The 22,028-nt window shown below is 50.1% G+C and carries 19 protein-coding genes; 11 read left to right on the top strand and 8 right to left on the bottom strand.

Annotated elements, in window-relative coordinates; translation table 11 throughout:
* Positions 1-4: 4 nt before the first annotated feature.
* The 5 genes from ACYP03_RS03780 to ACYP03_RS03760 all read right to left on the bottom strand — a co-directional run bounded on the left by ACYP03_RS03780 (position 5) and on the right by ACYP03_RS03760 (position 6,389).
* On the bottom strand, positions 5-2,182 hold the full coding sequence (locus tag ACYP03_RS03780; RefSeq protein ID WP_459778550.1) for an acetyl/propionyl/methylcrotonyl-CoA carboxylase subunit alpha: 2,178 nt from the start codon (positions 2,180-2,182) through the stop codon (positions 5-7).
* Positions 2,175-3,056 carry an enoyl-CoA hydratase-related protein gene (locus tag ACYP03_RS03775; protein WP_459778549.1) on the bottom strand — a complete coding sequence of 294 codons (882 nt, stop codon included), beginning with the start codon at positions 3,054-3,056 and terminating at the stop codon, positions 2,175-2,177. The genes ACYP03_RS03780 and ACYP03_RS03775 overlap by 8 nt, the downstream gene beginning before the upstream one ends.
* Positions 3,057-3,081: 25 nt before the next feature.
* Complete coding sequence (locus ACYP03_RS03770) at positions 3,082-4,695, bottom strand: carboxyl transferase domain-containing protein (protein WP_459778548.1); 1,614 nt, start codon at positions 4,693-4,695, stop codon at positions 3,082-3,084.
* A gap of 26 nt (positions 4,696-4,721) precedes the next feature.
* Positions 4,722-5,891, bottom strand: a complete 1,170-nt coding sequence (locus ACYP03_RS03765; protein ID WP_330959947.1) for an isovaleryl-CoA dehydrogenase — start codon at positions 5,889-5,891, stop codon at positions 4,722-4,724.
* Between the two features lie 75 nt (positions 5,892-5,966).
* Positions 5,967-6,389, bottom strand: a complete 423-nt coding sequence (locus ACYP03_RS03760; RefSeq protein ID WP_330960358.1) for a MerR family transcriptional regulator — start codon at positions 6,387-6,389, stop codon at positions 5,967-5,969.
* 203 nt (positions 6,390-6,592) lie between these two features.
* Between ACYP03_RS03760 and ACYP03_RS03755 the strand changes: the two genes are divergently transcribed.
* The 7 genes from ACYP03_RS03755 to ACYP03_RS03725 all read left to right on the top strand — a co-directional run bounded on the left by ACYP03_RS03755 (position 6,593) and on the right by ACYP03_RS03725 (position 14,584).
* Complete coding sequence (locus ACYP03_RS03755; RefSeq protein WP_459778547.1) at positions 6,593-7,858, top strand: thiolase family protein; 1,266 nt, start codon at positions 6,593-6,595, stop codon at positions 7,856-7,858.
* Positions 7,859-7,934: 76 nt separating this feature from the next.
* On the top strand, positions 7,935-9,431 hold the full coding sequence (locus ACYP03_RS03750) for a CoA-acylating methylmalonate-semialdehyde dehydrogenase (RefSeq protein ID WP_248142453.1): 1,497 nt from the start codon (positions 7,935-7,937) through the stop codon (positions 9,429-9,431).
* A 23-nt stretch (positions 9,432-9,454) separates the two neighbouring features.
* Positions 9,455-10,609 (top strand): acyl-CoA dehydrogenase family protein, encoded by a 1,155-nt coding sequence (locus ACYP03_RS03745; RefSeq protein WP_459778546.1) that lies wholly within the window; start codon positions 9,455-9,457, stop codon positions 10,607-10,609.
* 126 nt (positions 10,610-10,735) lie between these two features.
* Positions 10,736-11,530: an enoyl-CoA hydratase gene (locus ACYP03_RS03740; protein WP_459778545.1), complete on the top strand. Its 795-nt coding sequence runs from the start codon at positions 10,736-10,738 to the stop codon at positions 11,528-11,530.
* A 66-nt stretch (positions 11,531-11,596) separates the two neighbouring features.
* Positions 11,597-12,757 (top strand): enoyl-CoA hydratase/isomerase family protein, encoded by a 1,161-nt coding sequence (locus ACYP03_RS03735; RefSeq protein WP_459778544.1) that lies wholly within the window; start codon positions 11,597-11,599, stop codon positions 12,755-12,757.
* A 129-nt stretch (positions 12,758-12,886) separates the two neighbouring features.
* Positions 12,887-13,798: a 3-hydroxyisobutyrate dehydrogenase gene (gene mmsB / locus ACYP03_RS03730; protein WP_459778543.1), complete on the top strand. Its 912-nt coding sequence runs from the start codon at positions 12,887-12,889 to the stop codon at positions 13,796-13,798.
* Between the two features lie 27 nt (positions 13,799-13,825).
* Positions 13,826-14,584 (top strand): SDR family oxidoreductase, encoded by a 759-nt coding sequence (locus ACYP03_RS03725; protein WP_459778542.1) that lies wholly within the window; start codon positions 13,826-13,828, stop codon positions 14,582-14,584.
* A gap of 43 nt (positions 14,585-14,627) precedes the next feature.
* On the opposite strand, the gene ACYP03_RS03720 is transcribed toward ACYP03_RS03725, so the two are convergent.
* The 3 genes from ACYP03_RS03720 to yiaA form a co-directional block, all read right to left on the bottom strand.
* On the bottom strand, positions 14,628-14,747 hold the full coding sequence (locus tag ACYP03_RS03720) for a 3-ketoacyl-ACP reductase (RefSeq protein WP_248142447.1): 120 nt from the start codon (positions 14,745-14,747) through the stop codon (positions 14,628-14,630).
* Between the two features lie 69 nt (positions 14,748-14,816).
* A complete protein-coding gene (locus ACYP03_RS03715) occupies positions 14,817-15,725 on the bottom strand; it encodes a LysR family transcriptional regulator (RefSeq protein WP_459778541.1) in 909 nt (302 codons plus the stop codon).
* A gap of 137 nt (positions 15,726-15,862) precedes the next feature.
* Positions 15,863-16,336: an inner membrane protein YiaA gene (gene yiaA / locus ACYP03_RS03710; RefSeq protein WP_459778540.1), complete on the bottom strand. Its 474-nt coding sequence runs from the start codon at positions 16,334-16,336 to the stop codon at positions 15,863-15,865.
* 746 nt (positions 16,337-17,082) lie between these two features.
* Here yiaA and ACYP03_RS03705 point away from each other — a divergent pair.
* The 4 genes from ACYP03_RS03705 (at position 17,083) to ACYP03_RS03690 (ending at position 21,941) form a co-directional block, all read left to right on the top strand.
* Positions 17,083-18,309, top strand: coding sequence for a hypothetical protein (locus tag ACYP03_RS03705; protein ID WP_459778539.1), 1,227 nt, complete (start codon positions 17,083-17,085; stop codon positions 18,307-18,309).
* Positions 18,310-18,418: 109 nt separating this feature from the next.
* The gene (locus tag ACYP03_RS03700) at positions 18,419-19,336 is read left to right on the top strand and encodes a hypothetical protein (protein ID WP_330959957.1); all 918 of its coding nucleotides are present in this window, start codon (positions 18,419-18,421) and stop codon (positions 19,334-19,336) included.
* Positions 19,337-19,354: 18 nt separating this feature from the next.
* The gene (locus tag ACYP03_RS03695) at positions 19,355-20,563 is read left to right on the top strand and encodes a cytochrome c family protein (protein ID WP_459778538.1); all 1,209 of its coding nucleotides are present in this window, start codon (positions 19,355-19,357) and stop codon (positions 20,561-20,563) included.
* The gene (locus ACYP03_RS03690; protein WP_459778537.1) at positions 20,553-21,941 is read left to right on the top strand and encodes a hypothetical protein; all 1,389 of its coding nucleotides are present in this window, start codon (positions 20,553-20,555) and stop codon (positions 21,939-21,941) included. Before ACYP03_RS03695 ends, ACYP03_RS03690 begins: the two co-directional genes overlap by 11 nt.
* The last annotated feature ends 87 nt before the right edge of the window (positions 21,942-22,028 follow it).

Below are 22,028 nucleotides of genomic sequence, written 5' to 3'. Positions count from 1 at the left end.
GATTTCACTCCGTATGGCCCGGTTCTTCACCGGCGGCGCTGAGTTGTACCAGTTCCTGCCCATGCTGAACCTGATCGCCATTGCTGACCAGCACGGAGATAATCTGGCCATCATGTGGCGCACGGACGGTGTATTCCATCTTCATGGCTTCAATGACCACCAGCCCCTGATCTTTTTCGACCGTATCGCCGGGCTGACATAAAACTTCAGACACAATGCCGTTGAGTGGCGCGACAGGGCTGTCGTTTTGGTCTGAACGATGGTGGCTGAAGTTGGGACGCAACTGATACTGCTGTTGCTCACCATGGGTGAATGCCAGCAGCGCATCTGAATCGGCCAGCCGGACCAGGCGGATCTGATGACGAGCACCATGGATTTCAACTTTGCAGTCAATGACAGGTCCTTGCGAATCCAGCTCTAGCAAAGTGATATACACAGGTGTCAATTGCAGGGTGTCTGATCCGGACATCCATTGTTTCAGCCAGATCCGGCCGTCTGAAACGCTTTCAAATACGAAGAGACAGCTGTCATTCTGAGGATCGCAAAGCGTGATGTTGTGCAGACTGCGCTGGTTGAGTCGCCAGCCTGTCAGTTCGCGCTGAGCAGCTTGCTGAAAACACAGGGTGACGGCACACAGCAGCTGATTGAGCGGGAGGTGGACGGGCTCACTGGTGATTGATTTTATTTCCAACAGAGCAGCCGAGTCTGCGGATAAGGCGTCCTGATGATGTTCAATAAAATGGGTACTCAGCGAACCCTGAACAAAAGCCTCGTGACTGAGAATGCGCTGCAGATATTTCAGGTTTGTGGCAAGACCGCCGAGCTGATAATCAGATAAAAGTGTTTTCAATTGCTGAATGGCACTTTGTCGGTCTTCTGCCCAGGCAATGACTTTCGCCAGCATGGGGTCATAATGTGTCGTGACGGTGTCACCTTCAGCAATGCCGCTGTCGACGCGCGCCCGAACCTGATGTCCCGGGAGGGCCGCTGCATGCTCTGTAACCGGTTCCCTCAGGTACTGTATTAAGCCAGATGCGGGTAAAAAGTCCTGCTCGGTATCCTCTGCATAAAGCCTGGCTTCAACCGCATGGCCGCGATGCTGAATTTCATGCTGTGCGAGGGGAAGGCGATACCCTTCGGCAACCCGAATTTGCCACTGGACTAAATCCTGGCCGGTAATCAGCTCGGTGACCGGATGTTCAACCTGAAGCCGGGTGTTCATTTCCATGAAATAATACGCCTGACTCTGACTGTCATAGAGAAACTCAACAGTCCCAGCGCCGACATACTGAATGGCCAGCGCTGCCTGTACAGCAGCTTCACCCATCTCTTTTCTCAGGCGATCACTGAGGCCGGGAGCCGGGGCTTCTTCAATGATTTTCTGGTGACGTCGCTGAACAGAACAATCACGATCTGACAGATAAACGCAGTTGCCATGCTGATCGGCAAAAATCTGAACTTCAATGTGACGTGGCTGAGTCAGGTATTTTTCAAGCAACAGGGTCTGGTCCCCAAATGCGGATTTCGCTTCCCGCCGGGCAGACTGAACGGCTTCCGTCAGTTCACTTTCCCGGTGGACGATTTTCATCCCTTTACCACCACCGCCTAAAGCTGGTTTCAGAATCACCGGGTAGCCAATCTGAGCGGCTGTCTTTGTCAGATTCTCAAGGTTATCTTCGTCACCGTGATAGCCGGGTAAAAGCGGCACACCGGCTTTAGACATGATGGTTTTTGCATCGGATTTCGAGCTCATTGCGGCCATCGCTGAAGGGCCCGGGCCGATAAAAATAATTTGGTTGTGCTGGCAAGCTCTTGCGAATGCGACGTTCTCAGAGAGGAAGCCATAGCCGGGATGAATTGCATCAGCCTGGCTGTTTTTGGCGGCATCAATCAGTTTGTCGATGGCCAGATAGGAATCCAGAGCCGGGGCAGGCCCGATACAGAGTGCCTCGTCTGCCATACGGACGTGCCGGGCATGTCGGTCAGCTTCAGAGTAGACGGCAATCGTGGTGATGCCCATGCTTTTTGCAGTCTGAATGACGCGGCAGGCAATTTCGCCGCGGTTCGCGATGAGCAGGCGGCGAATGGCGGTATGTGTGTCGACAGATGCAGAAGATCCAAGTGCGCCTGTTATGGCAGGTTGTTCCTGGAGTGGCTGCAGCAGATCACCGGGTTTACTCATCATGCTCTCCTTGCATAGAGTGATTCTCTTGAATCCAGTTCGGGCGTCGCTTGTCAAAAAATGCAGATAAACCTTCCTGACCCTGTTCAGAGACACGGATGTCAGCAATCATTTCACTGGTCAGCTGAATCAGTTCATCATCGATTGGGGAGGTTTCACAGTGACGGCACAGCAATTTGACCTGATTCATGGCCAGAGGACTGTTCGCAAGCAGCGCATTGATCGTCTGTTGCAGCCGTGCCTCAAGTTGCGCTTCGGAACAGACTTCATGCAGGATGCCCATTTCCTGGGCGCGCTGTGCATCAAAGGCTTCCGCTGTCAGCATCAGACGCCGGGTCTGTCGTTGCCCGAGGGTGCGGCAGACATAAGGTCCGATCGTTGCGGGAATCAGGCCCAATTTGACTTCGCTTAAACAGAAACGCGTATTTTCTGTTCCCAGCGCGATGTCACTACAGCAAATCAGCCCCAATGCACCGCCGTATGCAGAGCCCTGAACGGAAACGATCGTCGGATGAGGGAAGGTATCGAGTTCATGCATCAGTAAAGCCAGCGCTTGTGCGTCATTCAGATTCTCGTGACGGCTTTTACTTGCCATCGATTTCATCCAGTTCAGATCAGCCCCGGCCGAGAAATGTTTGCCGGTAGCGTTCAGTAACAGGACGCGGACATCCGGGTGGCGGACCAGTTGCTTCAGATAGTGCCGCAGAGCCGCAATGAAGTGATCGTCAAAGGCATTATATTTTTCGGGCCGGTTGAGCGTCAGCGTCGCAACCCCCTGGCGATTAATCGTGCAAAGTACAGTGTCCCGGGCGGTTGCATGAAGAATCTCCGCAATATTACCGGGCTGAAAAACAGGCGTTCCTTGAAATGTCATGGTATGTCCTCGCTTGTGCGGACGGTTACATTCGGAAAATGCCAAACTGGCTGTCTTCTTTCGGCGCATGGCTAGCGGCTTTCAGGGCCATCGCCAGAACATCCCGGGTCTGAACCGGATCGATGATGCCGTCATCCCACAGGCGGGCGCTGGCAAAGTAGGGGGAGCCTTCTTTTTCGTAGCGTTCTCGGATGGGTTGTTTGAAGGTCTCTTCATCTTCTGCTGACCAGCTTTCACCTTTGCGCTGTTTTATATCCCGGGTGACCTGAGCCAGGACACCTGCAGCCTGCTCACCTCCCATGACAGATATACGGGCGTTGGGCCACATCCAGATCAGGGTGGGATCATAAGCCCGGCCACACATCCCGTAGTTTCCGGCGCCGTAAGAACCGCCGATGATTACGGTAAATTTCGGGACATTAGCACAGGCAACCGCCATCACCATTTTGGCACCATGCTTGGCAATGCCTTCTGCTTCGTATTTCCGGCCCACCATAAAACCAGTGATGTTCTGCAAAAACAGCAGCGGGATATTGCGCTGGGTACAAAGCTGAATGAAGTGCGCCCCTTTTTGTGCCGATTCCGAAAAAAGAATGCCGTTATTTGCCACGATGCCGACCGGATAACCGTGTAACCGGGCAAAGCCGCAAATCAGGGTTTCGCCGTAAAGGGCTTTAAATTCGTCAAATTCAGAACCGTCCACCAGCCGGGCAATCACCTCACGGGCGTCAATTTGTTTGCGCAGGTCGGTTCCGACAATACTGTATAAGTCGGTTGCCGGATAAAGCGGTGCTTTGACAGGGTCGGGTTGTACGGACAAGACGGATGCCTTCTGGCGATGACAGCTATCGACAGCCTGCCGGGCAAGTGCCAGTGCATGGGGCTCATCTTCAGCGTAATAGTCTGCGACGCCAGAGGTTTTACAGTGCACATCGGCTCCGCCTAATGCTTCTGCGCTGACATCTTCACCGGTTGCAGCTTTTACCAGAGGCGGACCGGCAAGAAAGATCGTGCCTTGATTTTTCACCATAATGGCAACATCGGCCATGGCAGGCACATACGCGCCACCTGCAGTACAGAGCCCCAGGACAATCGCAATTTGCGGAATTCCTTTGGCCGACATGCGGGCCTGATTAAAAAAGATCCGTCCGAAATGATCTTTATCCGGAAAAACTTCGGCTTGATGCGGCAGGTTGGCACCACCGGAATCGACCAGATAGAGGCAGGGCAGGTGACAGCGTTCCGCTATCTCCTGGGCTCTCAGATGTTTTTTGACGGTTAACGGGTAATAAGTCCCGCCTTTCACGGTCGGATCATTGGCAATGATCATCACATCGGTACCGGACACCTGACCAATCCCTGCAACGACCCCTGCACAGGGAATGTTCTCATCATAGACTTCCCAGGCGGCAAACTGGCCGATTTCCAGGAAAGGACTGCCGGCGTCCAGCAGCCGATCAATCCGCTCCCGGACGGGTAGTTTGCCTTTGGATCGCTGTCTGGCTTCTGCCTGTTCACCGCCGCCCTGAAGCTGGATGCTCAAACGGGTCTGCAGTTCATCAACCAGTGTGGCCATTTCCTGGTGGTTTTGCTGAAACTGTGTGTCATGAGGCTGAATGTGGCTCTCAAGTATCGCCATGATATCTGTCCCTGTTGTATTGATACTTATCGGCTTTGTTCGAACAGCTCGCGGCCAATCAGCATGCGGCGAATTTCAGAGGTGCCCGCACCGATTTCATAGAGCTTGGCATCACGGAGCAGTCGTCCGGTCGGAAATTCGTTGATGTAGCCGTTACCACCGAGGATCTGAATGGCGTCCAGTGCCATTTGCGTCGCCAGCTCCGCACAGTACAAAATCGCACCGGCTGCATCCTGACGAGTGGTCTCACCCCGATCACACGCGGCCGCAACGGTGTAGACATACGCGCGCGCCGCATTCATGCGGGTATACATGTCGGCAATTTTTGCCTGAATCAGTTGGAACTCACCGATGGACTTCCCGAATTGTTTGCGGTCGTGAATATAGGGCAGGCAAATATCCAGACAAGCGCGCATGATTCCCAGCGGACCGGCTGCAAGCACAACCCGTTCGTAGTCCAGACCGCTCATCAGTACTTCAACCCCCTGATTGAGTTTCCCCAGCAGGTTTTCAGCCGGAACTTCACAGTTGTTGAACACGAGTTCGCAGGTGTTTGATCCCCGCATGCCCAGTTTGTCGAGTTTTTGCGCCCGGGTGAAACCAGGGAAATCGCGTTCAATAATAAACGCACTGATCCCACGGGATTTTGCCTGCGAATCAGTTTTGGCATAGACCACAAAGGTATGGGCATCCGGTCCGTTGGTGATCCACATTTTGTTGCCATTCAGGACAAAGACTTCGCCTTGTTTTTCGGCTTTCAGCTGCATGCTGACGACATCTGAACCCGCATTGGCTTCGCTCATTGCGAGTGCGCCGATGTGCTCGCCGCTGATCAGTTTGGGAAGGTATTTTTCTTTCTGTGCCTGCGTACCGTTCCGGTAGATCTGGTTGACGCACAGGTTGGAATGAGCGCCATAGCTCAGCCCGACAGAAGCGGATGCCCGGCTGATTTCTTCCATGGCGACAACATGGGCCAGATAGCCCATACCCGCGCCACCGAACTCTTCACTGACGGTGACCCCAAGTAAACCCATGTTGCCCAGTTTTTCCCAGAGGTGAGCGGGGAAAAGGTTGTCTTTATCAATCTGTTCGGCGAGTGGTGCAATGGCATCGGCGGCAAAATGATTGACATGCTCACGGAGCATGTCCAGGGTTTCGCCCAAGCCAAAATTGAGCGGGGTAAACAGGTCTTTCATAGCATCTCCCTTGTATCCGAATATTCGGATGAGTCATGAGATACAACTAAATTCTCAGGATGATCAGTGATTGTCTCAGCCTTCAAATTTCGACTGACTGTGATTGTTTTTTCTGCGCTTGCTGGTGTTGCTTTTGTCGTCCAGCGCCTGCTGGCACCGTGCTTTTGCAGCATCCAGTTCCTGCATCAGGATATCGATATCATCTAACTGACGCTGGAGTTTTGATTGTTTCTCTTCGATGATTTTAATCATCTGGTGAAGCTGGCTATCACTCTGATTTGTATCATATAAATCAAAGAGTTCACGAATTTCAGCCAAAGACAATCCAAGCCGTTTCCCGCGAAGAATCAGCTTGAGCCGGATCTTATCCCGGCGTTGATAGACTCGGATTGTGCCGTCTCTTTCCGGCTGGAGCAGACCCACGTCTTCATAAAAACGAATACTGCGGGTGGTGATGCCAAATTCTTTTGCCAGCTCGCTGATCTTAAAGGTATCCACCACACTGCTGTCCTCCCGATGTTCGTAAATGCGGGACTGAAAAGCAACCTCGTCAGAGTGAGACCAGAACACGGCGGTTTATCCGGAAATGGCAACAATTCTGTACGCTGATCAATCAATATTGTTGTGCTGTTGTTTCTTAACGTTTACGTAAATGTTAGTGCTATGCTTACGTAAACGTCAAGAAAAGCGGAGCCTGGAAAATGGAAACCAGCACCAGTTCAACTGCAGTATCTTCATCTGAGAAAGAAGTGTGGATCGTCTCAGCCAAACGTACCCCTTTAGGCAGTTTTCAGGGGCAGTTTTCGTCGTTGTCCTCCCCGACATTAGGGGCTTATGCCATCAAAGGTGCCCTCGAGAGTATCGGGGTTTTTACCGATGAACTTTTCCCGGGCAAGGCCGATGGTCTCCGGATCGATGAAGTCCTGATGGGGTGTGTTCTGCCTGCCGGATGTGGTCAGGCGCCTGCACGTCAGGCAGCGCTCAACGCCGGACTGCCGATTTCGACCGGCTGCGTGACGGTAAATAAAGTTTGTGGTTCAGGAATGAAAACTGTGATGCTTGCCGCAGATATGATTCGTGCCGGCAGTATTCAGACGGCAATCGCCGGTGGGATGGAAAGTATGACCAACGCCCCTTATCTGCTGAAGCAGGCCAGGGGCGGTTTTCGTTTAGGGCACCAGACTACGCATGATCATCTGTTTCTGGATGGTTTGCAGGATGCCTATGAAGGAGAACTCATGGGGGTTTACGCCCAGCAGATTGCCGATGCCAAGCAATTCAGCCGGGAAACCATGGATGAATGGGCTGCGATGTCCGTACAGCGTGCCTGTCAGGCGATTGAATCCGGGGCGTTTGAGCAGGAAACCTGCCCTGTCGTGATCGCGGATCGAAAAGGTGAGCACCTGGTTAAAGTGGATGAGCATCCGGGAGAAGTTGATCCGGCCAAGATCCCCAAACTGAAGCCTGTTTTTGCCAAAGACGGCAGTGTGACTGCTGCAAACTCCAGTTCTATCGCCGATGGCGCGGCAGCCTTACTGCTGATGGACAGCGACACAGCCCAACAGCATGGGTTTGAGCCGCTGGCGATTATTCGCGGTCAGTCGACCCATGCCCGTCTCCCGTCTGAATTCACCGTTGCTCCGGTGGATGCCATCCGGCAGTTGCTTGAACAGCTGCAATGGCAAACGGATGACGTGGATCTCTGGGAGATCAATGAAGCTTTTGCCGTCGTCACGCAAATTGCGGTCCGTGAGCTGCAACTGGATGCCAGCAAAGTAAATATTCACGGCGGGGCCTGTGCTCTGGGTCATCCGATTGGTGCCAGCGGCGCCCGCATTATCGTCAGTTTGATTCATGCACTGCGCCGCAAGCAACAGGCGGGTGAACCGGTCAGCCGGGGCATCGCATCCTTATGTATCGGTGGTGGCGAAGCAACCGCCGTCGCGATTGAACTTCCGGCTCAGTAAATTCCAACTCAGTAATAAATTCGCACCTGGTCGCTGTATCACCAGCAATGGAAATGACAGTTTAGAGGACGTGAAAATGATTGAGAGAGTACCCCTGTTCATTGATGGCCAATTCCGTCAGTCACAGTCAGAAGAATGGATTGATGTGACCAACCCGGCTACCAATGAAGTGATTGCCCATTTGCCGTGTGCATTAACATCGGAAATGGATGAGGCGATTGCCAGCGCAAAAAGAACCTTCGAGAAGTGGAAAAATGTGCCGGTGCCTGAGCGTGCCAGGCTGATGCTGAGTTATCAGCAACTTCTCAAAGCACATCATGACGAACTGGCTTGTCTGCTTTCCAGCGAGACGGGCAAAATTCTTGCCGATGCCAAAGGCGATGTCTGGCGCGGCATTGAAGTGGTGGAACAGGCCGCCAATATTGCCAGCCTGATGATGGGTGAATCCAGTGAAAATGTTGCAAATAATATCGACACATACTCCCTGACTCAGCCGCTGGGTGTCTGCAGTGGGATTACTCCGTTTAACTTTCCGGCCATGATTCCGCTCTGGATGTTCCCGCTGGCGATCGCGGCTGGGAATACCTTTGTGCTGAAACCTTCTGAGCAGGTGCCGCTGACTTCGGTCAGACTGGCAGAGCTGTTTGAGCAGGCAGGGGCGCCTCCGGGCGTGCTGCAATTGGTTCACGGGCGTAAAGCACAGGTTGATCATTTGCTGGAGCATCCGGATATCCGCACGGTTTCATTTGTGGGTTCTGTGCCGGTGGCGCGCTATATCTACCAGACAGGAACACACCACCTGAAACGCGTTCAGGCATTTGCCGGGGCGAAAAACCATCTGGTGGTGATGCCGGATGCGAACAAACAACAGGTGATTAATAATCTGGTCGGTGCGTCAGTCGGTGCGGCGGGCCAACGCTGCATGGCGATTTCCGTTGCGGTTTTTGTCGATGGGGCCAAAGACTGGATTCCTGAACTGAAAGAAGCCATGGCGAAAATGAAACCCGGCGGATGGGATGAGGAAGACGCGGCTTACGGTCCGTTAATCAATCCGGAAGCCAAAGCCCGCGTGTTGCGACTGATTCAGGAAGGGAAAGCGCAGGGGGCCGTGTGTGAACTCGACGGCAGTGATTGCACGGTGAAAGATTATCCGGCAGGTAACTGGGTGGGACCAACGCTGTTCAGCGGTGTAACACCGGAAATGAGCATTTACCGTGAAGAGATCTTCGGACCGGTTCTGGTCTGTGTGGAAGTGAGTTCACTGGAAGAAGCCATCGCACTGATCAATGACAACCCGTACGGTAACGGGACCTCGATCTTTACGGCCAACGGTGCGGCAGCCCGGAAGTTCCAGCATGAAATTCAGGTCGGCCAGGTCGGGATTAACGTGCCGATTCCGGTGCCGCTGCCATTCTTCTCTTTTACCGGCTGGCGGGGCAGTTTTTATGGTGATCTGCATGCTTACGGGAAACAAGCTGTGCGTTTCTTCACTGAAACGAAAACGGTGACTGCACGTTGGTTTGATGACGATATTCCGAAAGGCCCGAACCTGACGATTAACATCGATCATTAAGACTGAACCGACGGAGTAAGGCGATGGATTTTGAACTGAATGATGATCAGCGCGCGTTTGCTGAGGTTGCAAGGCAGTTTTCTCAGGAACAATTGCTGCCGATGGCGGCGAGCTGGGATGAAAGCTCAACATTCCCGAAAGATGTGCTCAGACAGGCTGGAGAAATGGGGTTTCTCAGCCTCTATACCCCGGTAGAGTCCGGCGGAATGGGGCTGAGCCGGTTGGATGCTTCGATCATTTTCGAACAATTGGCAATGGGCTGCACTTCAACAACAGCTTTCATGACCATTCACAACATGGTGACCTGGATGATCGCGAGCTTTGCTTCCGGGCAGGCCCGTTCGGAATGTATTCCGAAATTAATCACAGGTGAGTGGCTGGGTTCTTATTGTCTGACGGAAGCCAACGCAGGTTCAGATGCGGCATCTTTGACGACCCGGGCAGAACGGAAAGGGGATCACTATGTGATTTCGGGGGCGAAAGCCTTCATTTCCGGGGCAGGTGATACCGATGTGCTGGTTGTGATGGCCCGTACGGGAGAGAACGGAGCCAATGGGATCTCTGCCTTTATTGTGCCAGCGGATGCCGAGGGCATCAGTTATGGCCGAAAAGAGCCAAAGCTTGGCTGGCATAGTCAGCCAACCCGTGCCGTCACATTCGACAGTGTGAAGGTTCCGGTCCATTACCGCTTGGGCGAGGAAGGCGAAGGTTTCCGATTCGCGATGAAAGGGCTGGATGGCGGACGGATCAATATCGCCACTTGCTCTGTCGGTACAGCGCAGCAGGCGCTCAATCTGGCCCGACAGTATATGACTGAGCGGAAGCAGTTTGGCAAACCTATCGCACAGTTTCAGGCGCTGCAGTTCAAACTGGCTGATATGGCGACTGAACTTGAAGCGGCGCGGCAGCTGGTCCGGTTTGCGGCATCCAAGCTGGATAAGGGCGATCCGGAAGCTACAGCGTACTGTGCGATGGCAAAACGCTTCGCGACGGATGTTGGGTTTACGGTCTGTGATCATGCCCTGCAGCTTTATGGTGGTTACGGGTACATTCAGGATTATCCGATTGAACGTCATTTCCGGGATGTCCGGGTGCATCAAATTCTGGAAGGAACAAACGAAATCATGCGCTTGATCATCGCGCGTCGTTTATTAAGTGAGGATACTGGACTGCTTTGAATAACTCTGATGTCTTCTCACGGCTGCCATGCTCGTTCTTCCGGGTGTGGCAGCCGTGCGAATGAAGGTTATCGGCACTCAGTCCAGTTGCCTTGCATGGATCTCAACCCAAAAAGGATGGGCGTTATGCACGCACTGACACAAACAAGTGTTCCGATTGAAGTTGAAATTGATGGCCATGTCGCGGTACTGACCATGAATAACCCGCCAGCCAATACCTGGACGGCGGACAGTCTGAATCAACTGAAGGCTCTGGTCAAAGCACTGAATGAAGACAAAAACATTTATGCCCTGGTGCTGACCGGCAAAGGAGAAAAGTTTTTCTCTGCCGGCGCAGATTTGAAACTGTTTGCCGAGGGCGATAAGGCGGTTGCAGCCGATATGGCGTTTTGTTTTGGTCAGGCTTTTGAAACTTTGTCTGATTTTCGCGGTGTATCTATCGCTGCCATCAATGGCTATGCCATGGGCGGCGGGCTGGAAGTTGCATTGGCGTGTGATATCCGTATTGCGGAAGCGCATGCGATCATGGCATTGCCGGAAGCGAGTGTTGGCTTGCTGCCTTGTGCGGGCGGGACACAGAACCTAGCCTGGCTGGTGGGCGAAGGCTGGGCCAAGCGGATGATTTTGTGTGGCGAGCGGGTTAGCGCCTCACAGGCACTGGATATCCGTCTGGTTGAAGAAGTCGTCGCGACGGGACAGTCTCTGGAGACGGCGAAAAAGTTGGCTGCCGAAGTCGCGCATCAATCGCCAACTGCCGTGACGGCATGTAAATCGCTGATTCAGAATGCCCGGTTTGCCCCATTACATCAGGGATTAATTCAGGAAAGGGAACGTTTTATCCGCCTGTTTGATACATTGGATCAACGGGAAGGGGTCCGGGCGTTTTTTGAAAAACGTCCTCCGGTATGGAAAAACGAATAATAACGGCAGATAAATGCTGATCAGCGAATGATGGACCATCCTGCCATTCGCGTGCATGGAGTGAACATGACTGGAACAATGACTTTTAGCGAACTTGAGTGTGGGCGCGGCAAGCGAATTGGTATTGCGGCAATTGATAACCCTTCCTCCTTAAATGCACTCACATTAGAGATGCTGCGACAGCTCAGTGCCCGTCTGGCTGAATGGGAAAAGGATGATCAGATTGCGTGTGTGTTTTTACACAGTGACCATGCGAAAGCATTCTGTGCAGGCGGGGATGTACGGGCCATTTACAAAGCGATGGTTGAAGCTGAATCGCATAAAGAAGCGGGTGAGGCTGGAGCGTCACCAGAGTCTTTCCTGACCGAATATTTCAGCGTCGAATACCGGTGTGATTATCAGATTCATCAGTTTAAAAAGCCGTTAATTGCCTGGGGTGAAGGGATCGTTATGGGCGGTGGGATCGGGCTGTATATCGGTGCTGGTCATCGGGTCGTGACCCCATCCAGCATGTTAGCCATGCCTGAAATTTCCATTGGTCTGTACCCTGATGTTGGCGGTACCTGGTTTCTGAATCAGTTGCCGGCAGGCGTCGGTCTGTTCTTAGGGTTGACGGGTGCACGGGTGAACGCAAGTGATGCGCTGGACTTGAAAATGGCCGATCATATTCTGCTGGCGGAACATAAGTCGGCTGTTTTAGAAGCGTTACAGGCAATTGACTGGCAAAGCGTGCCGGACGCGGATCAGGCTGTGTCTGATTGCCTTCGTGAATTTGCAGAATCGGCAAAACGCGACTGGCCGCCAAGCCAGATGATTCCTTACTTCCCTCAGATTCAGGCAGCTTCGGTTGGCCGTAATCTGGAAGAAATTTGCCAGCAGATCATGGCGATTGATGGCTTAGGCACCTGGCTTGAAACCGCGAAGTCAAACTTGAAACATGGCAGCCCGGTTTCTGCGCATATCTGTTACCGGCAACTAAAAGGGTATCGCGACCTGACGCTGGCCGATTGTTTCCGTCTGGAACTGGGTTTGTCGGTGAGATGCGGATTGCTGGGCGAGTTTCAGGAAGGCGTTCGCGCGCGTCTGATTGATAAGAGCGGAGAACCCACATGGCTCTTTTCTGCTGTTTCTGCAGTCGATGAAAGTGTGATTGATGATTTATTTGCGCCAATGTGGCAAGCCTCTGAACATCCATTGGCAGACTTAGGTGCGGAATCAATGTCCTGAGATTGTGAAATACTCAGGATGTTTCCGCCTGAATTGAAATTGCAGCGAGTTGTTGGGGGAGTATTGTTCGCCCCTTAGTTGTACCTGCATCACTGCACCACAGATTGAAGATCTGAAAAGGAGTGTGTTATGGCGACAACGATTGCGTTTATCGGGCTGGGCAATATGGGCAGCCCGATGGCGAGAAACTTATTAAAAGCGGGTTGTCATGTGAAGGTTTTTGACCTGAATATGGAAGCGGCCCGCAAGCTGGAAGCCGATGGTGCAGTTGCGGCAGCGAACCTGAAAGAGGTCGTCGCTGGTGCGGACACTGTCATTACGATGTTGCCGGCCGGGCAGCATGTTCACGATGTTTACCTGGGACCCAAAGGTCAACCTGAGCAAGGACTGTTCGCCATGGTTGCCCCGGGTACTTTTCTGATTGATTCCTCAACGATTGATCCGGCGACGGCAAAAGAAGTCGCAAAATATGCCGAGCAGCATCAGCTCGAATTTGTGGATGCGCCTGTGTCTGGCGGGGTGGCCGGGGCTGAAGCCGGTACGCTGACGTTTATTGTCGGCGGAACGGATTCTGCATTTCACCGGGCTGAAGCTGTCTTGCAATATGTCGGGAAGAATATCTTCCATGCGGGTCAGGCTGGTGACGGACAGATGGCAAAAATCTGTAATAATCTGATGCTGGCGGTGCAAATGGCGGGTGCCTGTGAAGCATTGAACTTAGGGATCGAAAACGGCCTGGATCCGAAGGTGCTGTCAGACATTATGTTACAAAGCTCGGGCCGTAACTGGGTGCTGGAACTTTATAACCCTTGTCCGGGTGTCATGGAAAATGCACCGGCCAGCAAAGGTTATCAGCCCGGATTTATGAGTAAGCTTATGCTCAAGGATCTGGGGCTTGGCATGGATGCTGCACTGCACAGCCAGTCCGCGGTCCCGATGGGGACACTGGCTCGGAACCTTTACGCTTTCCATAATGCGAACGGGAACGAGCTTCTGGATTTTTCGAGTTTGTTTGAGTTCTATCAGCGTCAGCAAAAATAAGTGTATGCAGCATTCAGGGAGTTCAATATGGATATTAAAAATTCTGTCATTGCAATCACTGGCGCAGGTCAGGGACTGGGACAAATGATGGCGATTACCCTGGCTCAGGCCGGGGCTGATCTGGCATTGATTGATATGAATCCGGAAGGTTTGGCACAGACCCGTTCACAGTGTCAGATGCTCAGCAGTAAAGCGTTAACGTATCGAGTGGATGTTACGCAGGAAGATCAGGTCGAGCGAGTTTTCGATCAGATCATTGAGGATTTTGGTCAGCTGGATGGGCTGGTGAATAACGCCGGGATTCTTCGTGACGGATTATTGGTCAAAATGAAAGATGGCGTGATCAGTAAAATGTCGCTGGAGCAGTTTAATGCGGTGATGACAGTGAATGCCACGGGGACATTTCTTTGTGGTCGCGAAGCAGCAGCCCGCATGATACAAACCAAACGGCCCGGTGCTATTATCAATATCTCCAGCGTTGCCCGTGCGGGTAATTTCGGACAGACCAACTATGCTGCTTCCAAAGCGGCCGTCGCAACGATGGCTGTTTGCTGGGCAAAAGAGCTGGGCCGTTATGGTATCCGGGCTGCGGCGATTGCACCAGGTGTCGTCCGGACTGCCATGGCTGATCAATTGCCTCAGGAAGCGATTGAGCGCTTAGAAAAAATGATTCCACTGGGCCGGGTGGGGCAATCAACAGATATCGCAAATGCTGTGAAATATATTCTGGAAAATGATTACTTTACCGGGCGAGTCCTTGAAGTGGACGGTGGTATGCGGATGTAAAAGCCATCCCATCCTGTTCAAGGAAGGTGAGTAAACGGGCCAGTTATGGCCCGTAAACGATCGCGTAGAGTGCTAAGCCCCCGCCAATGACCAGCATGAGCAAAGACAGGTAAACGGTGAATTGAGTCAGCACCGACAGCCATTTTTGTTTCGTTTTTTGCATCTTGAAGTTTGTCGTTCACAATCAATTGACACCGCGCACCATGCCATATTTCAGCCAGGCAGGCGAGTGCTATTCACATTTGATTGCAGTTTTCATGATGGTCAGATGTTTTCCGCCGGTGTTGTATTTTTTTTGCAATGCCGCGAGAAATGCATGACTGATTGTTCGCGCAATCTGAGTCGTGAGACCGGAATGTGACTGAGGTGCCAGCGCCAGCGCGATTTCAATTCCCGGCAATGGCGGCAGCCAGTCAGCCCGGAGTTCGACTAAATCCGGAGACATACTGCTTCTTGCCATGGCACCAATGGCCAGTCCTGCCCGCACCATGCCTCGTTGGGCGGTTGCACTACTGCTGCAACTGACTAAATCGAAACTGATTTCCTGTTTCATCAACCCATCCAGTGCTGCTGCATGAAATTTGCAATCTGCCTGAAACAGCGCAATGGGTAGCGGACGCAGGGATAATAAGTCAGTTTCAGGTGAGCCGTACCAGACGCCTTGATCCTGCATTAAAAAGTGGCCTTCATCTGAGCCGGGCTGCCGGGTGAGCATTGCAGCGTGGAGCTCACCTTTATCCATCAGCTGGCGCAGACGAACACTGGTGGCGCACATGACGTGGATCTGGACAGGTCCCAGATGTTGACGAATCAAAGACACCAGGCAGGGGAGCAAGGTTTCAGCATAGTCATCCGGACAGCCAAATAACAAGGGCTGGCTGTCGGCCTGCGTACGCAGACTGGAAACCGCTTCATCATGTAAGCTCAGTAAACGTCTGGCATAACTGGCCAGTTTCTGGCCTTCATGGGTCAACACCAGTTGTCTGCCTTCCCGCTGAAAGAGCGTTTGATCCAGTTCCTGCTCCAGTTTTTTCATCTGCATACTGATTGCAGACTGAGTCCTGAATGTCTGCTTTGCAGCCCGGGTAAAACTACCGGTATCGATGAATGCTAAAAAGCTTCGAAGCGCCTCTATATCCATAAGCAATCCTGATGAATATCCATTTGAATTGCTGATAAGCATACTGGAAATCACAGTGGCTTGAACAGATTGAAACGTGAAGCCGGAAAGAAAAAGGCAACTCAGGTTGCCTTCATGGAGTGAGCCAGATTTTGAAATCAGTCCTGAGGATGTTCAGGTTCGGCCGGGCTTGCTGGCTTGGCAGGACGATGAGGCTCTGCCTGAGGTTCAGCAGATTCGAAAAAAGCCAGATCACGGACATTTTTTTGTGTCACAACAGCACTGAATAAGCCTAAAGCGAATGTAATTGCGAAAAATCCCTTCTCATTTAACGCAAGAGTACTGGCATTCCAGAGTCCAATCAGCATTAAGGCACATGAAATGATGACACCGGCAATGACCATAGTTTTATACAATGCGGTGACATTGATACCTTCCATCTCATCCCGCACAGTTTTTTGTAACGTGATGACACTGAACAGGCCAAACAGCAGGACTACAAGATAGTAACCTTTTTCATTGAGCTGGAGGTTGGCATTGAGCAAACCGACACCATAAGCCAGCACAGCCAATGCAAGTGCACCCCAAGACGTGATGACAAAAGCCTTGGTTGGCTTTAATGATACGTTCATTGAATATTCCTGTAAGAAAATGGTGGAATGAGCAACAGGTAGAATATAAGAAGCCTTATTCTTCTCAAGGCGGCAGGTTGGTGACGTTTCTTTAGAGGCAACAGGGGGTTACAAAAGGCAGCTGGTTATTGGACTAGGGTTGATGCATTGGTCTGAGCCGGGTGAGACTCTTTTTAACTTGTGTTATGTCGGGGCAATTTGGAACTTCAGATAAATATCATTGCGTTGAGGTGATATTTCCTTGGTTTTTATGTGGTCTATTTCATTAATATTCATTGTTCATGAAGATATATATTATGAGGAAGTTGTGAGGCCTGTCGTGACTATTGTCTGGTGCCAGAACAAATCCAATCAATATTTATGAATCATTTTGGAACACTGCAATCAATTTCTTGTTTGCGACTTGATGACATGATGGTGAAATATTTAATTCTTATAGATGGATAGATTGAAAGGATATTTCCAATATCGATATATTATCATTCGCTGATGTTCAAATCGAAAGTATGGATTTGATCTCATTAAATTGTGGTCGTACTTTGTATTTCATATTGAATTTTCGAACCAATCGTCAGAAATAGGAATGTTACCTTCTTCTTGTATTTTTCCTGTGGACATAATTGATACTCAACTAGTTGAATAATAATTAATTTTGTTAATTTGAGGAAAACATGAAAAGGACTCACATTATTCAGCTGAGCGCTATCGCTTCAGCTTTGCTTAGTTGCGCGGTTACGGCCACACCAATGGACCCAAATGATGATAATGCTTACCGTCATTTTCCGGGCAGTGTATCGGCTGAATTAGAAAGTAAATACTACCTGTATAAAGATTCCCATAAAAAAGATCTGATGTGGTATGTGCCTAAATCTGGTTATGTTGCATACCGTGGTACCGGGGACAATACCCGACCAAACTTCAATGCCTCCAGCTACATCCCAAGGTTTGGTACCTGGGCTGCACTCCGTCCGGGAGAAGCTCAAATCCGGATGGGTGGTGCGTTCAATACGATGGGACGTGTTGAAGATGTCCAATTCTTGAAAACCGAAGCAGAAAAAGTGGGTTTCAGTGTCTCTCCTGCTGTGGTTACGCGAGGAACGGCGTTATTTGTTGTTGATGGTATTGATGCAAACGCGGATGGACGAATTGACGTTGAATGTGTGGATGAGCCGTTAACAGTGACGGATGCATTAGGTCAGACGATCAATGTCACGATAAATAACTGTTACGTGACAACGATTGATGGCAAACAGCAGCCTACAACGATCGTTGAAAAGGCATACGCGAAAGTACCAGGCGGAAGAACGAGTGCATCTGTGAATGTACCATTCCAGTTGGTGACATTACCTGATAATGACATGACGAATGCCATTGAGAATGATCTGGCGGTTGGGAACAGTCTATCGCCGTACTTCAGCCTGATTGTGGACTGGGAACTAGAGACGGAAAGAGAGACGCGTGCAGCTCGTATTACCGTGGACTGGAACCAGACATTTGAGCAAGCCCACACATTCGCTGCTTACCACAACTTTGCCTGTGTAGACATTGAAATCCAAACCTTCTTCAAGAAGTTAGTACAGGAAGGAAAAGGGGTTTATGTCGAGTATTACAACCCTGAAACGAAGCAGTACGAAGAGCAAGCGCCAAATCAGGCTGCATTTATTAAAGCTGTGGAAGGTATTCAGGCTGAATTGCAGGCAGAGCTGTTTGACCAGATTCAGGAATATAGTCAGTCGCAGTTAGGGAAGGTGGATACAAGCACCAACTCAATGTGGACGCTGCGTGCAAACTATGAAAAACAAGTGCTGAAACGCAACGAAACAAGAACCATCAACTGGAATCCAGGCATGTCAATGGAGACCGTTCAAACTGAAATGAGTGTCGATTGTGTTGTTGGCGGATTCGGAACACCTGTTGAGTGGAGTACAGATGTAGGTTGTCACGCGATTGTTGAAGATGCAACTCAACCGTAACTGAGATGATTCTGAAGTTACGGAATACACCGTAATGAAGCGTTATCTCATTGTGCTGCATAAATAGTATCTAGCCCACGTTGTTTGTGGGCTATTCCAAGGATTACCCATGATAAAATTCACTCATTTACTTGCGAGTGCCGCATTATTGACGGCAGCTTCAGCTCATTCGAGCGATTACCAATTGTCATTGTTAGATTTTAATTCCACGATCGACAATGGTGATATCGTGTTTGCACCATTTAAAAATACCACGCGTGGTACTGGTTATGTTTGGTTTCGTAATTATGAATATGATTACATTTTACCTGTCCCGGGAGCTTACAGAAATAAAACGCTGACAGTCAGCTTCGTTCCCAGCAGTATTCAAAGTGGTGAATTTACGGTATTTGCACAAGAAAATAATATTTCTCCAAACAGAAAAACGCTCGTTCCTGATGATGCGGTTCTTTGTCAACCGACCCAAGCGCTGACAGAATTGCTCACGACTTTTGAATATTCTTCAGTATCGACTCGTCCTCCGGGTTATCCGAAACTTTGCAGTCTGGTGATTCGTTACAATACAAGTGCCGAGAAAGAAGCAAAGTTGTTCGAACTCGTGGATACCAAACAGTTGATGCATGCGAAATTTGCGTTGTCTGATCCGAGTAGTCAGCCTGCGCCCGGTGTATACATTGAAGTGCCAGCCATAGTAAATCAGTTGGTGGACCAAAAAGTGTTAGAGCAGGATTTACCTCTGCCAGTTGACCCAACTGAGCCTGGTATCCCTCATGTAGATATTGGCTGGTATGGACTTGACCAGGGTATCAATTTTTATTCGTCTCATATCGATCCAAGTCTGTTTGGATTTGAAGGTGAGATCGTGGATAAATCTTTGTTGTTCCAGCGCTGGACACAGTTTATTGATCTGTTTCAGACCATCGAAGGTCAACCCGCGTATTGGGTTATTCCGGAAGAACTTGCAGCGAAGAAAATCGTTATTTCAGAACCTGTACCTTCAGCGCCATTCATAGAGGTCTCGTACTGATTTTCTATGAAGTGTTTGATGACCTACTGTCGCTGTATGTGGGGGCGTTGCGTGCTGGTGTTGCTGCTGGGCGCAACGTTTTTCATGTCTTTCGGTTTGCAAGCATTCGAATTCGATCAACGTTTATATAAAAATGCGATTGAGCAGGAGTGCCACGGTTGCCATTTTGAGAACCGAATGAAACCTGTTGGTACGATGCCGAATGGATCCCGAAAGTGGACCGATCAAAAATGTGTCGCCTGTCATACAGAAGTCGATGAAATTGCTCGTAATTACCGGAATCATATTCATGACCCGAGATATGTCGCACTGCCGGTGAAGGATGAGCGGCTACAGTCTATGGAGAAATATCCTCTTTCTTATCTGAATGCACCGGTTTGGCCAATATTCGAAAAGCAAACCGCAAGGGTAAACAGAAAAACACTCACGAAATTTTTAAATACTCCCCACGGAACCTGCAGTGAGGGGAAGTGTGCTGCACCCAAAATGATGGCTTATACCGGTATTCACGAAAATGACGTGATATCCCTGAGCAAGCACCTGGATGCCATTCCTGCAGAATCAGAGATGGAACGGCAGGGGGCGAAGTCGAAAGGTTTGAAGCTGTTTGAAAACAATTGTGTGATGTGCCATGGCTCAAGCCAGTTGACCGGTTATAACGCTGCTGCGATGAGTTTGTTTTCTGCGGATTGGATTTACCAGTATGCCAATGGGAAATCCGTTGAAGGGAGAACGATGCCGAAACTGTCTGTTTCTCGTCATGACGCATACGATCTCTATGCTTATTTTCAAGACGCTCGGGACAAAAACGAAAAGGATCTTGCTCAAGCAATTCAGCAAATAGATCTCAATTTCGATCAATTACCCCAAGGGACGATTCCACCCAAAGCACTGCATTTTATCTGGAATCGTTTATGGCGTGATGGGGGGTGTGTGCATTGTCATGGTATTGATGGTCGTGCCAAAGATGCTTTCAGCATGGCCAACAGGCGGGATATTGAACGTTGGTTGAGAGAAAAAGATGCAAAGACGTTATATCAGCGCTTGGCAATCCGGGAGCAAGAACAGAAGTTTGGAATGGGAGCGAACCCAGCAGGTATGCCAGCAACTGGCCGTCCGTTACCGAACCAACTGATTAAGTTATTGGGCATCTGGATAAAGTCGGGTTGCCCAAATGAAGAAGATGAAATGATTTGCAAGGATAAATGGATTTCCCATGAGCAATAATATTGTAAAAAACACACTCCATTCTTTGATATTGATATCGGCATCTATCAGTGCCGCGATTGCTGCACCAATTGATCCGTCAATCAGGAATGTTGAAGCAGAATTTACCAATGAGCTGGTGAGTAAGTTTTATCTGTATGGCGACACCGAAGATCCAAACCTGATTTGGTTTGTTCCCAAATTCGGGACGATTGCAAGAGACATTACCGGATTTAATCAGCCGGAATTTGATATTGGAAGTACGTATAGTGAGCACCCAGACTACTTCCCGGGTGAAGAGCTGGTGTGGTTCAGCGGAGCCTTCGATACCCGGGGGCTTGAAAATGACATGCAGTTGTTGTCACAGTATGCTTCTCAAAAGGGATACCGGATTTACGCAGCTAAGCCCAAAGCTGCAGAAACTTTCTTCGTGATTGATGGCGTTGATGTTCAAAGTTTGGATTTAGACTGCTCTGGGAGCATCAGTACGCCGAACGGAAATTTTCCTGTCTGTTATGTGTTTGATCAGCAGGGAAGAAAACATCCGGCGGAATTTGTCGCTAAATTAGAATCGAAGCTGCCAGAAAATACCATGAGCCACTACGTTGGATTCAGGGGCATAACGGTCCCTTACTGGAAACAAACGTTAAAAGAGTTAATGGGATATAATTTGCCTGTAAATGATCCGGCTGTGGGTCAGAACTGGGATGATAAAATTCAGGTCGTGACAGTGTGGGAGCTGGATACACATTACAACCGACCACGCGGGAGAATCAATATTAACTGGCCAGATTTAGTTCACCAATTTGTATTATTTCAAAATGCTCATCCCGCATTACTGACCGTCAGTGATATTCAGAGAAAAATTCGTGAGTGGGTGAAAACCGCGCTTGTGGCTCAGAATGCACCGTTTTACCTTCACACTTACAGCGCTGATAATGATGTCAATTTGATAACGGATGCGATTTATAAAGTATTAAGAGACAGGCAGTTGTTTGCTCCCCAATGGGTTTTTACTCGCAATCCAATACATACCAATGTTCCGGCTACCGCGAAGCGAAGTGAGCAGCGTATGATTCCTATCGCGAATGGCAGTATTACCTTCTTTGTGCCTGCGACTGTTGTTGCGAAGCCAGAATTGAGATTTGCGATCAATCGTTCAGCGGCTAACCTGCCCAGACAAGATATTGATTTGTACTTCGGGCCAAGCATTCTGACTGTAAACCCGCAAACCAATATGTCCATTGAATGCTTGCACGGAGGCTGGAATTTACCTGTGCGATGGGCTCAAAACCCGGCATGTCTGGATACGTATTCATTGAACATGCAACGACCTCGTATCAGCAGGGAAGCTTTGCAAAAGTTTATGTACCGGAAGCCTGGTGAACTGAGTCATTAATATTGGACGTTATATTTATGTCAGTGGCGTATTTGTCGCTGCGATGAGTCTGTGGCTGAGCATCTTTTGCTGAACGAGTCTTTTGCT

This window comes from Photobacterium sp. R1, assembly GCF_054600795.1.
This window is presented reverse-complemented; position numbering and strand designations above follow the sequence as displayed.